Origin of the sequence: Roseomonas genomospecies 6, from assembly GCF_008365375.1 — a bacterium.
Classification (GTDB): Bacteria; Pseudomonadota; Alphaproteobacteria; order Azospirillales; family Azospirillaceae; genus Azospirillum.
In genome coordinates this window covers 147902-161987 of record NZ_QOKW01000004.1, presented here as the reverse complement: position 1 = coordinate 161987, position 14086 = coordinate 147902, and the positions used below count along the sequence as shown (strand labels likewise).

11 protein-coding genes are annotated in these 14086 nt (G+C 67.8%); 4 read left to right on the top strand and 7 right to left on the bottom strand.

The features are described 5' to 3' along the window. Positions 1-50 precede the first annotated feature (50 nt). The 3 genes from DS843_RS07340 to DS843_RS07330 all read left to right on the top strand — a co-directional run bounded on the left by DS843_RS07340 (position 51) and on the right by DS843_RS07330 (position 3184). Positions 51-692: an SH3 domain-containing protein gene (locus tag DS843_RS07340; RefSeq protein ID WP_149468237.1), complete on the top strand. Its 642-nt coding sequence runs from the start codon at positions 51-53 to the stop codon at positions 690-692. A gap of 119 nt (positions 693-811) precedes the next feature. Beyond that, positions 812-1951 (top strand): hydrogenase formation protein HypD, encoded by a 1140-nt coding sequence (gene hypD / locus DS843_RS07335; protein ID WP_149468236.1) that lies wholly within the window; start codon positions 812-814, stop codon positions 1949-1951. Between the two features lie 144 nt (positions 1952-2095). Continuing rightward, on the top strand, positions 2096-3184 hold the full coding sequence (locus DS843_RS07330) for a TRAP transporter substrate-binding protein (protein ID WP_149468235.1): 1089 nt from the start codon (positions 2096-2098) through the stop codon (positions 3182-3184). A 46-nt stretch (positions 3185-3230) separates the two neighbouring features. Here the strand turns inward: DS843_RS07330 and DS843_RS07325 are convergent, their stop codons facing one another. The 4 genes from DS843_RS07325 to DS843_RS07310 all read right to left on the bottom strand — a co-directional run bounded on the left by DS843_RS07325 (position 3231) and on the right by DS843_RS07310 (position 9641). Further along, positions 3231-3458, bottom strand: coding sequence for a hypothetical protein (locus DS843_RS07325; RefSeq protein WP_149468234.1), 228 nt, complete (start codon positions 3456-3458; stop codon positions 3231-3233). A 107-nt stretch (positions 3459-3565) separates the two neighbouring features. Next, complete coding sequence (locus tag DS843_RS07320; protein WP_149468233.1) at positions 3566-5185, bottom strand: ABC-F family ATP-binding cassette domain-containing protein; 1620 nt, start codon at positions 5183-5185, stop codon at positions 3566-3568. A gap of 117 nt (positions 5186-5302) precedes the next feature. Beyond that, entirely contained in the window at positions 5303-8695 is a 3393-nt protein-coding gene (locus DS843_RS07315) for an LAGLIDADG family homing endonuclease (RefSeq protein WP_149468232.1), read from the bottom strand. A 151-nt stretch (positions 8696-8846) separates the two neighbouring features. Beyond that, the gene (locus tag DS843_RS07310; protein WP_149468231.1) at positions 8847-9641 is read right to left on the bottom strand and encodes a lysophospholipid acyltransferase family protein; all 795 of its coding nucleotides are present in this window, start codon (positions 9639-9641) and stop codon (positions 8847-8849) included. A 313-nt stretch (positions 9642-9954) separates the two neighbouring features. Between DS843_RS07310 and DS843_RS07305 the strand changes: the two genes are divergently transcribed. After that, on the top strand, positions 9955-11691 hold the full coding sequence (locus tag DS843_RS07305; RefSeq protein ID WP_149468230.1) for a calcium-binding protein: 1737 nt from the start codon (positions 9955-9957) through the stop codon (positions 11689-11691). Positions 11692-11701: 10 nt separating this feature from the next. Here DS843_RS07305 and DS843_RS07300 read toward each other — a convergent pair whose 3' ends face one another. The 3 genes from DS843_RS07300 to ftsE are packed head-to-tail and all read right to left on the bottom strand — an operon-like array spanning position 11702 to position 13985. Continuing rightward, positions 11702-12343: a YdcF family protein gene (locus DS843_RS07300; RefSeq protein WP_149468229.1), complete on the bottom strand. Its 642-nt coding sequence runs from the start codon at positions 12341-12343 to the stop codon at positions 11702-11704. A 35-nt stretch (positions 12344-12378) separates the two neighbouring features. Then, entirely contained in the window at positions 12379-13281 is a 903-nt protein-coding gene (locus DS843_RS07295) for a cell division protein FtsX (protein ID WP_149468228.1), read from the bottom strand. A gap of 23 nt (positions 13282-13304) precedes the next feature. After that, positions 13305-13985 (bottom strand): cell division ATP-binding protein FtsE, encoded by a 681-nt coding sequence (ftsE, locus tag DS843_RS07290; protein WP_149468227.1) that lies wholly within the window; start codon positions 13983-13985, stop codon positions 13305-13307. Positions 13986-14086: the final 101 nt, after the last annotated feature.

The following is a 14086-nucleotide window of genomic DNA, read 5'->3' as shown; positions in this document are numbered from 1 at the left end:
TGTTGTAGGGGAAACGGCGCGCGATGCGCGTGTTCTGCGGGAGAATGCACATGTCTCGGATGACGACGAGTTTCCTGGGAACCCTGGCCGGCATCGGCGTGGCGGCGGCGCTGGCCCTGCCCGCGGCGGCGGCGCCCGGCGACATCCACACGGTGACCGGCGAGAAGGTGAACCTGCGCGCGGCCCCGTCCGACAACGCCTCGATCCGCTCCACGGTCACCCGCGGCGACGAGGTGATCGAGCTGAAGCAGGAAGGAAGCTGGATCGGCGTGCGGTCGATGCGCACCGGCGAGGAGGGCTGGGTTTTCGGCGACCTCGTGAAGCGGCAGACGCCCAGCACGCTCGGCGGCGCGTCCTCCGCCGCGTCGGATGCCGGGTTCGGGCGGATCTCCTCCGGCTTCGACGGGTTGCTGGCGAACATCAACAACCAGCTCGGCTACCGTTTCGCGGAACGGGTGGAGCAGTCGGGGAACGGCGCGCTCCGTGTCATTCCGACCCAGGAATGGCTCTACAACACCAGCCGCGAGGCCAAGATCTACGCGACTCTGGCGCTCTACGAGATGTGGAAGAACCACAACAACGGGCGTCCGGTGAGCGTGGCCCTGGGCACGCCCGGTTCCTCCGCCATCGGAATCGAGGATTCGGGGCGCGGGCCGGAACTGTCGCTGCCCCTGATGGGCGCTTCGAAGTAAAGGCGTGGTTCGGGGGGAAGGCGCGCCGCCGTCCCCCGAACCCTCTTCTTGATCCGCATCAACGCCAGCGCCGCCCGCCGCCGTCCAAATGCCGCCACGGCAGGCCGAGGGGGCGGGGCATGAAGTACGTCGATGAATTCCGGGACGCGGGGCTGGCCCGCGGCATCGCCGCCGCGATCGGGCGGGAAGCGGCGACCGGGCGGACCTACAGCCTGATGGAGTTCTGCGGGGGCCACACCCACGCGGTGTCCCGCTACGGCATCCCCGACCTGTTGCCGGACAATGTGCGGATGATCCACGGGCCGGGCTGTCCGGTCTGCGTCCTGCCGGTGGGGCGGATCGACGACGCCGTGGCCATCGCGCGCCAGCCCGGCGTGATCCTGTGCACCTACGGCGACGTGCTGCGCGTGCCGGGATCGGGGCGGGTCAGCCTGCTGAAGGCCAAGGCCGAAGGGGCGGACGTGCGGATGGTTCTGTCCACCATGGACGCCCTGCGCATCGCGGAGGAGAATCCGGGCCGCGAGGTGGTCTTCCTCGCCATCGGCTTCGAGACCACGACGCCGCCGACCGCGGTGGCCGTCCAGACGGCCAAGGCAAAAAATTTCGGGAATTTCAGCGTCTTCTGCAATCACGTCCTGACCCCCGCCGCCATCCGCGGCATCATGGACAGCCCGGAGGTGCGGACGCTGGGCACGCTGCCGCTGGACGGGATCGTCGGGCCGGCGCATGTCTCCGTCGTCATCGGCAGCCGTCCCTACGAGTTCGTGGCCGAGACCTACCGCAAGCCCGTGGTCATCGCGGGGTTCGAGCCGCTGGACGTGCTCCAGGCCATTCTGATGCTGATCCGTCAGGTGAACGATGGGCGGGCCGAGGTGGAGAACCAGTTCACCCGCGCCGTGACCCGCGACGGCAACCGGAAGGCCCAGCGGATCGTCGCCGAGACCTTCGATCTGCGCCCCGGCTTCGAATGGCGCGGCCTCGGCTCGCTTCCCGACAGCGGCCTGTGCCTGCGGGAGAGCTTCGCCGCCTTCGACGCGGAACGGCGCTTCGCCGTGCCGGGCCGCACCGTTCCCGACCACAGGGGGTGCGAATGCGGGGACATCCTGCGCGGCGTGAAGAAGCCCAGCGATTGCAAGCTGTTCGGCACCGTCTGCACGCCGGAGAACCCGATGGGCTCCTGCATGGTGTCGGCGGAAGGGGGGTGTGCTGCCCATTACACTTATGGACGGTTCCGCGACCATGAGGTGGCGGCGCTGTAACTCTGGGTTTTAATGCGCAACCGTTTGTCACGAAACATTTCGTCGGGTAAGCCATTCGCTCATTGCACGGCTAACATTTTGCGGGGCTGCGGAGGACGCTGATAGGTTCGTTCCTGAACAAAAGAACAGGAGGGGACTCCCGCTATGAAACGCCGTTCATTCCTCGCCAGCGCCGGTGTCGGCGTTGCGGCCAGCACCCTGGCGGCTCCGGCCATCGCGCAGAGCACGCCGGAAGTCCACTGGCGCCTTGCCTCCAGCTTTCCGAAGAGCCTGGACACCATTTACGGCGCCGCCGACGTGATTTCGCGCCGCGTCGCGGCCATCACCGACAACAAGTTCACGATCCGGCCTTTCGCCGCCGGTGAAATCGTCCCCGGCCTGCAGGTTCTGGACGCCGTTCAGAACGGCACGGTCGAGTGCGGTCACACCGCCAGCTACTACTATGTCGGCAAGGACCCGACCTTCACCTTCGACTCGACGGTTCCGTTCGGCCTGAACGCGCGCCAGCAGAACGCCTGGATTCTCCAGGGCGGCGGCATGGAACTGCTGCGCGACTTCTTCAAGGGCTACAACGTCGTCAACTTCCCGGCGGGCAACACCGGCACCCAGATGGGCGGCTGGTTCCGCAAGGAGATCAAGACGGTCCAGGACCTGAGCGGCCTGAAGTTCCGCATCGGCGGCTTCGCCGGCCAGGTGCTGACCAAGCTGGGCGTCGTCCCGCAGCAGATCGCCGGCGGCGACATATACCCGTCGCTGGAAAAGGGCACCATCGACGCGGCGGAGTGGATCGGCCCCTACGACGATGAGAAGCTCGGCTTCAACAAGGTCGCCAAGTATTACTACTACCCCGGCTGGTGGGAAGGCGGGCTGAACGTGTCGCTTCTCGTCAACCAGCAGAAGTGGGACGAGCTGCCGAAGCCCTATCAGGCGGCCCTGGAAGCGGCCTGCTTCGAGGCGCTGGCGATCATGAACGCCAAGTACGACGCCGACAACCCCGCCGCCCTGAAGCGGCTGGTGGCCGGCGGCGCCCAGCTCCGCCCCTTCCCGCGCGAGGTGATGGAGGCGTGCTACAAGGCGGCCTACGAGCTGTACGACGAGACCGCCAAGAACAACCCGAAGTTCGCCAAGATCTACGAGCCGTGGAAGAAGTTCCGCGACGAGGAATATCTGTGGTTCCGCGTCGCCGAGAACAGCTTCGACAACTTCGCCTTCACCGCCGGCCAGCGCCGGTAGGGGAGGATCGGTGCGGCGCTTTCCCGGCGCCGCACCGCTTCGGCCGCTATTGGGCGGCCACTTTCTGGACGGCCACCTTTTGGGACAGGCGCCGCAAATCTTGCGCCGCCCGGTCGGCGATGCGCTGGGCGGCGACCAGCGTGTCCGTCAGATCGCCGACGTCCGGTGCAATGTCGCCCGCAGCGTCGGACATATCGTCCAGAGCCTTCACCGCGGTGTCAATCAGGCGGATGACCAGCCCCGCGGGGCCGTCGGCGTTGTCGTACCCAGCCATTTCCCATCTCCAAGGTTGCGCATCTCAGCCCGACGACACGGTGCCGAGTTTCCATGGAGGATGCGGATCGCGCAAGCCGCTTGTTGCGGCGCACGATCCCCCGCGCCTCAGTGAATGCCCGGCGCCTCCTGCCCGGTGCTCGCCACATATTCGGTGTAGCCGCCGCCATACTGGTGAATGCCCTCCGGGGTCAGCTCCAGCACGCGGTTGGACAAGGCGGCCAGGAAATGCCGGTCGTGCGACACGAACAGCATGGTGCCTTCATAAGCCGACAGGGCCGCGATCAGCATCTGCTTGGTGTCGAGGTCGAGGTGGTTGGTCGGTTCGTCCAGCACCAGGAAGTTCGGCGGGTTGAACAGCATGGTCGCCATGACCAGACGGGCCTTCTCGCCGCCGGACAGGACGCGGCACTTCTTCTCCACATCGTCGCCGGAAAAGCCGAAGCAGCCGGCGAGCGCGCGCAGCGCTCCCTGGCTCGCCTGCGGAAAGGACGCCTCCAGCGATTCGAACACTGTCTTGTCGCCGTCGAGCAGGTCCATCGCGTGCTGGGAGAAATAGCCCATCCGCACGCTGCCGCCGACCGCGACGGTCCCGCTGTCCGGCTCGGTCGCGCCCGCCACCAGCTTCAGCAGGGTCGATTTGCCGGCGCCGTTGACGCCCATGACGCACCAGCGCTCCTTGCGGCGGATCGTCAGGTCCAGGCCCTCGTAGATGGTCCGGCTGCCGTAGCCCTTGTGCACGTTCTTCAGAACCGCGACGTCGTCGCCGGAGCGCGGGGCCGGCGGGAAGTCGAAGGTCACGAGCTGGCGGCGCTTCGGCGGCTCGAACCGTTCGATCTTGTCGAGCTTCTTCACCCGGCTCTGGACCTGGCTGGCGTGCGAGGCGCGGGCCTTGAAGCGCTCGATGAACTTCAGTTCCTTCGCCAGCATGGCCTGCTGCCGCTCGAACTGCGCCTCCTGCTGCTTCTCGCGCAGCGCCCGCTGGCGCTCGTAGAAGCCGTAGTCGCCGGAGTAGCTGGTCAGCGACCCGCTGTCGATCTCGATGATCTTGTTGACGATCCGGTTCATGAACTCGCGGTCGTGCGAGGTCATCAGCAGGGCGCCCTCGAAGCCCTTCAGGAAGCCTTCCAGCCAGATCAGGCTTTCGATGTCCAGATGGTTGCTCGGCTCGTCGAGCAGCATGACCTCGGGGCGCATCAGCAGGATGCGGGCCAGCGCCACGCGCATCTTCCAGCCGCCGGACAGCATCCCGACGTCCATGTCCATCATCTCCTGGCTGAAGCTGAGACCCGCGAGCACCTCGCGCGCCTTGCCCTCCAGCTCGTAGCCGCCCAGCTCGTCGAAGCGGGCCTGGACCTCGCCGTAGCGCTCGATGATGGCGTCCATCTCGTCGGCGCGGTCGGGATCGGCCATGGCGGTTTCCAGCTCCGCCAGTTCCGCGGCCACGGTGCTGACCGGACCGGCACCGTCCATGACCTCGGCCACGGCGGAGCGGCCCGACATCTCGCCGACATCCTGGTTGAAGTAGCCGATCGTCACCTGCTTCTCGATCGCCACCTGACCGGTGTCCGGCAGTTCCTCGCCGGTGATCATGCGGAACAGCGTCGTCTTGCCCGCGCCGTTGGGACCGACGAGTCCGATCTTTTCGCCCCGGTTCAACGCCGCCGATGCTTCGAGGAAGAGGATTCGGTGACCATTCTGCTTGCTGATGTTGTCGAAGCGGATCATGTGAGGCCGGGTTCCTGTGGCGTCGTTCCTGTGGCGTTGCGGGGGCTCTTATGCCACAGGATGCGCGGCGTCATGGAGTCCTGATCGGTCCGCCGCGCCGCTTTCCGCGAGCGGCGGTCAGGAGCATTTCGAATAGCCACAGTTCAGGCAGTTGTCGCACCCCTCCTGCCGGATCAGTCCCGGCTGGCCGCATTTCGGGCATTGGCGGAGGTTGGCCCGCTCCGCTTCGATGGCGGGTGGGGCCGGAAAGGCGATTGGCGTCCCGTCGTCCGGCAGCATGCCGATGGCCTTCAGATGCCGTTCGATGACGTCCCCGATGGCCGCCAGAAGAGAAGGCACGTAGCGCCCCTGCATCCAGGCGCCGCCGCGCGGGTCGAAGACCGCCTTCAGCTCCTCCACGACGAAGCCGACCTCGCCGCCGCGGCGGAACACCGCGGAGATCATGCGGGTCAGCGCCACGGTCCAGGCGTAATGCTCCATGTTCTTGGAGTTGATGAAGACTTCGAAAGGCCGGCGCCGCCCGCCCTCCACGATGTCGTTGATGGTGATGTACATGGCGTGGTCGCTGTCCGGCCAGCGCACCTTGTAGGTTTCGCCCGGCAGGGTTTCCGGACGGTCGGGCGGCTTGGCCGCGACGGCGGCGGTGATCGAAGGCGGTGTGGCGGCGGCGCCCTCCTTCTTCACCGACAGCACGGCGCCGGTGACCTCGTTCGGGCGGTAGGTGGTGCAGCCCTTGCAGCCCAGCTCGTAGGCTTGCCAATAGACGTCCTTGAAGGCGTCGAAGGGCAGGTCCTCCGGGCAATTGATGGTCTTGGAGATGGAGCTGTCGACATGGCGCTGGGCCGCCGCCTGCATCACCACATGCTCCGCCGGGGTCAGGGACTGCGCGTCCACGAAATAATCGGGCAAGGGGTGGTCCTCCCCGAACCGCGCGCGGAACAGGCGATAGGCGTGGTCGCTCACCTCCTCCGTCCGGGGGGTGCCGTCGGGCATCAGGACGGTGCGGTCGTAGCTGTAGGAGAAGACCGGTTCGATGCCGGAGGACACGTTGTCGGCGAACAGCGAGATCGTGCCGGTCGGGGCGATGGAGGTCAGCAGGGCGTTGCGGATGCCGTGCTCCGCGATCAGGGCGCGCACGTCCGCGTCGAGCCCACGGACCATCGGGGCGTCCAGATAGGCGTCGCGGTCGTAGAGCGGGAAGGCTCCCTTCTCCGCCGCCAGAAGGGCCGAGGCGCGGTAGGCTTCGTTGCGGACCGTCCCCAGCCAGGACTCGGTCAGCGCCACCGCCGCCTCGCTGCCGTAGCGCGTGCGGCAGAGGATCAGCGCGTCGGCCAGCCCGGTGACGCCCAGCCCGATGCGGCGCTTGGCGCGGGCCTCCCGCGCCTGCTGCTCCAGCGGGAAGCGCGAGGCGTCCACCACATTGTCCATCATCCGGACCGCCAGAGCGGTCAGCTCCTTCAGCCGGGCCGTGTCGAGCCGGGCGGTCTCCTCGAACGGGTCCAGCACCAGCGCGGCGAGGTTGATCGAACCGAGCAGGCAGGCACCATAGGGGGGAAGCGGCTGCTCGCCGCAGTTATGCACCAGGAGACCGTTGGCGTCGAAGGCGTGCAAACCGGGAATCCGGACGTCGAAGACGTCTTCGATCCCGTCCTCCTCGACGGACGCGATCTCGGCGACGAAGCGCTCCCGGTTCGGCGTGCGGCGGTAGCTTTTCAGGGCGGCGGTCAGTCTGGCCCGCTTCTCATGGTCGGCGAAGCCGATGCGCTCGGCGAAGCGGCCCAGATTGTCGTTCGCAATGATCAGTTCGTGGTCGGCGTTGCATTGATATGCCTTGCGCCCGCCCTTGCCATCGGGCAGCAGTCTCAGGCTGGGCGGGCGGCGCTCGGCATAAATGCGGCCGACGATGCCGAGCCGCAGCAGCATCCGCTGCACCGCTCGCAGCCGGTCCAGGTCGCTCTGCGCCAGCCGGACGCTGACACCCTTCGTTTGATCGCCTAGAACGGTGCCGTCCGCGTCGAACAGGCCGCGCAGGAATCCGCGGTAGAAGTCGCTGGACGTCCGTTCCAAGGCCGGCGTGATCTCCTTGATTCCGGGAGCCATGCCAAGGCTGCCCGCGATCCGCTTCAACGCGCCGAGAGCCATCCGCCGTTCGCCGCGGCCTTGCACCGGGACCCAGCCGACGAAGTCGGCGCGGTGCGGCAAGCTGCGCGCGGCGGCCAGAGCCGCCTCCATCACCCCGGCGACACCCGGCCTTGTGGACGGAGCGTTCGCAACCGCTTCGCCCGGCCATACGGACAGAACCGCCTTGTCCTCCTTCAGCGTCCCGTCGCCGACGAGCAGGCCGGTCAGGTAGCCTTCCGCCTCGCCATAGGCGCCATCCCACCGCAGCCCGCCGCCATGATGGTTGCCGCCATGATCGTTGAGGACGACCAGATCGCCCGGCACCAGCGCTCCGGTGGCTTTCCACTCCTCCTCACGGGTGTAACGGGTTTGCCGGGTGACGGTCCGGACAGGGTGATCGGTGGTGGCCCGCAGCGTGAAGCCTTCCTTGGTCACGATCCGCAGAACCGGCTTGCTGCCGGTGCGGAAGAATCCCTCCGGTGTCGATGGAAAGGGGGTGCCGTCGACCACCGCTGCAAAGGGTCGGCCCAACAAATCCGCCACGAGGCGCGGGCCTTCGGCGGTCTGCACCCAACTGTCGGCGGTGATGCAAGGATTGGTTGCAGATATGGACTCGCAATAGCTGAGATTGTTGAGCCCGTTCACCCGGTCGATGAAGATCACGCCGGGTTCCGCGTAGGCGTAGGTGGCCTGCATGATGCGGTCCCACAGGCCGCGGGCGCGCACCTCGCGGTGCACCCGCCCGCCGAAGACCAGCGGCCAGGGCCGGTCCGCCCGCACGGCGTCCATGAAGGCGTCGGTGACGAGGACCGACAGGTTGAACATGCGCAGCCGCCCGGGCTCGCGCTTGGCGTCGATGAAATCCTCGATGTCCGGGTGGTCGCAGCGCAGCGTGGCCATCATCGCACCGCGCCGGGCGCCCGCCGACATGATGGTGCGGCACATGCCGTCCCACACGTCCATGAAGGACAGCGGGCCGGAGGCGTCGGCGCCGACGCCCTTCACGAGGGCGCCCTTGGGCCGCAGGGTGGAGAAGTCGTAGCCGATGCCGCCGCCCTGCTGCATGGTCAGCGCCGCTTCGCGCAGATGGGCGAAGATGGCGCCGAGGTCGTCCTCGATCGTCCCCATCACGAAGCAGTTGAACAGAGTCACCGAGCGGCCCGTGCCGGCCCCCGCCAGGATGCGCCCGGCGGGCAGGAACTCGAAGCGGGACAAGGCCTCCTCGAAACGGGGCGCCCAGAGCTGGGGATCGGCCTCGGCGGCGGCGAGCGCGGCGGCGACACGACGCCATGTGTCGGCGATGCTCTGGTCGATGGGTTCGCCCGCGGCGGACTTGAAGCGGTACTTCATGTCCCAGATCCGCTGGGAAATGGCGGCGATGTCCGGCATGCAGCTTCCTTCCTTCCGCATGTACGGAAGAGTAGGGACCATCCACCGGATGGTCAACCGGGCCGTTCCGTTTGCGTTCCCGCATGCCCTGCGGAAGCGCGGTTCAGGCCACGGTTCAGGCCACGGTTCAGGCCACGGTTCAGGCCACGGTTCAGGACGCGGCGCTGGTCTCGCGCGGGGCGGTGGAGGGTACGGGCTTCGTCGTCGGCGCCGGGCGCACGGTGGCCGGGCCGCCCGCGGCGACGACCAGCCGGTCGGTGGCCGCCTCCAGCCGTTCCTCAAGCTCCCGCATGGCCTCGGCGCGGCCCAGACCCGGCGGGATGGGGGGCAGGAACTCCACGATCACGGTGCCCGGCCGCTTGATGAAGCTGTGGCGCGCCCAGTAGAGGCCGGCGTTCAGCGCCATCGGCACAATGGGGATGTCCAGGCTCTTGTACAGCACGCCCACACCGATCCGGTAGGGGCGGTAGGTGCCGACGGCGACGCGCGTGCCCTGCGGGAAGATCACGATGGGCCGCCCCTCGTCCCGCACCGGACGGGCGTTCCTGACCATGGAGGCGACGGCGCGCCCCTTGGCGCCGCGGTCCACGGCGATCATGCGGGACTTGGCGGCGTACCAACCCCAGATGGGAATCCACAGAAGCTCCCGCTTCAGGATGATCGCCGGGTCGTCGACGAGGAAGTGCAGCTTCATCGTCTCCCAGGCCGACTGGTGCTTGGCGGCCAGCAGGAAGGACCCGCTCTTGGGAACATGCTCCCGCCCGCGCACCTCGTAGCGGATTCCGACGAGCGTGCGCTCCAGCCACGCCACGGTGCTGAAATACCAGGTGATCACGCGGATCATGCCACGCCGCGGCAGCAGCAGCGTCCACAGGATGCCGACGCAGATGACCGCCGTCCACACGTGGAAGGCAACGTTGAAGGCGAGGGAGCGCAGGAAGATCATGGCCGGAACTTGTCAGGATTCGATCAGCTTCTCAAGCACGGAGCGTCGCCCGGGCTCGCCGATCGGGAGAAGGCCCTTGGGGCTGGATCATGCTTTCCGAACTCCGTCCACGGATGGGCGGGCCTGGAGAAATCTGCTCAGGGGGACACAACTCATGCTGATGGCGACGGTCAATCCGGACCGGCGTCGCGAGCGCGTCGCGATCCGCGCCGTGCGAGGAGATGTCGCGCGACGGAAATCCACTTTGAGTTGAAAGTTGGCGCGTGAGGTGGTAAGCACTTGATGGAGTATTCATCGCGTCGAGGTTGCTGTCATGCCCTATTTTCCCGGTGGATCAGGTAACGATCATCTCGTGGGTGGTGATGGCGACGATACGCTGTACGGCGGGATGGGAGCCGACACCCTGACCGGCGGCCTTGGGAACGACGCGTTCCGGTTTGCCCCGGAAGCGGGCTATTCCCATGCCATGATCAAGGATTTCGGCGACGGCGACCGTATCGATCTGACCGCGTTGAACCTGCCCTTCATCGGACAGGCGCCGCTTGTGGGAATACCCGCCGGCTACGGCGGAATAGGGCATGTTCGCTACAGCGTCGTCGCCGGCAACACCCAGATCGTGATCGACGGCAATGGCGACGGCATGATGAGCCGGAGCATCACGCTGGAAGGAGCGCATGCTCTGGAGGAGCTTGCCGGTTCTTCGGGGATGCTGGTCCGCGTGCAGGACCGTTCGATCAATGGCACCGGCGGGAACGATTCGCTGGATGGCGGAGGCGGCCACGACACCCTGTCCGGCGGCGCCGGAAACGATGTCCTGCGCGGTCTCGGCGGCAACGACCGTCTGGACGGCGGTGACGGCGACGACAGCCTCGTCGGCGGGGCCGGTGCGGATACGCTGTCCGGCGGCGCCGGGAACGACACGCTGGTTGGTGGGGACGGGAACGACGTCATGACTGGCGGCGCCGGGCACGACGTCTTCCGCATCCTGGCTACGAACAGCTATGAGTCCGTGCAGATCACCGATTTCGGCGAGAACGACCGCATCGATCTGTCCGCCTTGGGAATGCCCTTCCTTGGAAAGCTGCCGTATCCCGGCGTGCCGGACGGCTATCGGGGCAAGGGGTTCATCTATTACCGGGTCGCAGCCAACAACACGCTGATCGAGATCGACCGGGACGGCGACGGCATGATGGACCGCACCATCATTCTGAACAAGGAACTGGTCCTGGAGCAGCTTTCGGGAGCACCGGGCGTTCTGGTGTTGCCGGGCTACCAACCACCCCCGGACAATCCGTCCGTTGCCAATCTTTCGTCCGGCAATGCCAACGATACGGTGCGCGGCGGCACGAGCGGCGAGTTTCTCATCCGAACCAGCGGCCACAACTTCCTTTCCGGGGAAGGCGGGAACGATACCCTCGTCGGCGGGGGCGGCAACGACACGCTGTTGGGTGGGGACGGCGGCGATCTCGTCGGCGGTGGCGATGGGGCGGACCTCGTCAGCGGTGACGACGGAGATGACACGCTGCTCGGGGAGGGCGGAGCCGACACCGTGATCGGCGGTTCCGGCGCCGACCTCATCTTCGGAATGGCCGGCGACGATCTGCTGACCGGCGACAGGGGAGCGGACACCATCGCCGGCGGTGAGGGAGCCGATTCGATCCTGGGCGGGGATGGCGACGACCTTCTGGGCGGTGGCAGCGGCGACGACCTGATCGATGGCGGCGCCGACGCCGACACGCTGTTCGGAGACGCCGGCAACGACACGCTGTTCGGCGGAGATGGCAACGATCACCTGAATGGAGGCGCCGGCGACGACTGGCTGATCGGCGGCGCTGGACAGGATGTCTTCTTCTTCGGAATCGGAAGCGGACACGACACCGTGTTCGATTTCAACCCGGTGGAAGACACGTTGAGTTTTGCCGGCGTCACCGTTGCCCAACTGATCGCGGGAGCCAGGGTTTCGGGTGCGAACACCGTTTTCTCCCTGTCCGACGGCAGCACCCTCACGGTGATGGGGCGCACCGGGATCTCGGACGCCTGGTTCACCTGAACGGACGGCATCACCGGCTGCCGATGACGGAGACCAGCAGGGACCGCGCGTAGGTCACGAGGTACTTGTTGTACTCCGTCATCAGCAGATTCGCGGTGCCCGGCCACAGCCACCAGTCGTTCAGATGCACGTTGGGGGAGGCGACGGGGTGGGGCACCACCGCCACCTCCGGGATCACCATGCGGAACTCCAGAAGGCTGCGCATCATGTGGTAGTTGGCGGTGACCAGCCGGATGGAGGTAAAGCCCTGGGCGCGGAGCCAGTCCGCCGTCTCGTAGGCGTTGCCGACGGTGCTGTCCGCGGAATAGCCGAGCGTGATGCAGCATTCCATCTCGCCCGGGAACTGGCGGGAGCGTTTCAGAAGCTCCTGCACCTCCAGCCCCTCGTAGACGCCGGACACGAACAGCCTGGCCGCCCGCCCGTCGGCCAGCAACTCCAGCCCGGTGCTGAGCCGCCCGCTGCCGCCGGTCAGCACGACGATGGCGTCGGTGGCTCGGGTGGCCTCCGCGCTGCCGGGTTGGGGCGGGCTGCGCGGAATCGACGCGGCGAACCAGAACAGCCCGCCGGTCCACAGGAGACCGCACCACACCGCCAGCAGCAGCAGCCGTCTCAAGGCCCGGAGGAACCGGGCACGCCGCAAGGGGAGCGCCATCCCTCAGCCTCCGGATGGACGGGGCGGGAGCGTGGTCACGGCATCGACTCCAGCGTGCGCAGCACTGTCCAGCGCGCGGTCAGCGCGGCCAGCAGGCAGGCGGCCAGCGGCACGGCGCCCAGAGCGGCCAGGGCCCACCAGGGAGAAGTGGCGAGGTCCGGCAGCAGGCTGGCGTGAAGCCCGGCGGCGGCGTGCCCGATTCCGCCCAGCGTGCCGGCGGCCAGCAGCAGCCCGGTCAGCCCGCCGCGCAGGGTCAGGCCCATGACGTGCGATTCGAACTGCCGCGCCACGTAGCGGTCGGTGGCTCCCATCAGGTGCAGCAACTCCACCACATGGCGGTGGATGGCGAGGCCGGAGCGCACGGCGAAGATCACCGCCATCACACCCGCCCCGCCGATCAGCCCCACGATTCCCAGCGCCGCCAGATGCATCGCCCCGGCGAAGCGGCGCAGGTCGGCCAGCCACACGGCGTGGTCGTCCAGCGTGGCGCCGGGGGCGGCGGAGGACAGCCGGGCCGTCAGCGCCGCCGTGTCCACCGGCCCGTTGGTCATCACGTCGATCAGCCGCGGCATGGGCAGCAGCGGGTCCGTGGCCTCCTTGCCCAGCCAGGGTTCCAGAAGCCGCCCGACGTCGCCGGCGGACAGGACGCTGGCGGTCGCGACGCCGGGCGTGGACCGCAGGACGGTCAGCGCGGATTCCGTCCGCTCCTCAAGCGATGCGGCCTGGGCGCTGTCCGGCAGCGGCATGATCTGGACCGTCAGCCCGCCGGCCAGACCGCTGTCCCAGCGCCGCGTCATGTCGGAGACGAGCAGCGCCCCGGCCAGCGCCAGGGCCGCCAAATAGACCATCAGCGCCGTCAGCCACATGAGGAAGCGCGAGGTCGGGTCCTTCGCCAGCGGCAGGTCGGAGCTTCGGCGGGTCAGCGGCGGCAGGGCCATGGCGTGTCTCCTTCCCTAAGGACTCAGGCCCAGCGCGCGGCCTGCGCCGGCAGGACGTGCAGGCGCCCGTTCTCCAGCATCAGGCGCGGGTGCTCGAAACGGCGGATCAGCGCCTCGTTGTGGGAGGCGATGACCACGGTGGTGCCCAGCTTGTGCAGCTCCTCGAACAGATACAGAAGGCGCATGCCGATGCCGTCGTCCACGTTGCCGGTCGGCTCGTCCGCCAGCAGCAGGCGCGGGCGGTTGATGACCGCGCGGGCGATGGCGACGCGCTGCTGCTGCCCGCCCGACAGGGTGGAGGGCAGGGAGTGCAGATGGTTGCCCAGCCCCACCCAGCGCAGGATCTCGGTGCAGTGCTCCACCACGTCCGACTCGCGCGCCCCGCCCATGCGCAGCGGCAGGGCCACGTTGTCCAGCGCCGAGAGATGGTCGAGCAGGGCGAAGTCCTGGAACACCACGCCGATCTGGCGCCGCAGCTCCGGCAGGTCGGCGCGCTTGACCCGCGCCATGTCCTTCCCGAACAGGGTGACCAGCCCGCGGGACGGGCGGAGCGCCAGATACATCAGCTTCAGCAGCGACGACTTGCCGGCCCCGCTCGCCCCCGTCATGAAGTGGAACGAACCGGGCGGCAGGGTGAAGCTGATGTCGCGCAGCACCTCCGGTCCGGTGCCATAGCGCAGTCCCACATTCTCGAAACGGATCACGGTCCCACCAACGGCGCAACGGCGCACCCCGGCGGCGTCCCGCCCGGTGCGCGGATGGACAATGCACCGGCAGGGGCCGGCGCGTCCACCGCCGTCCGACC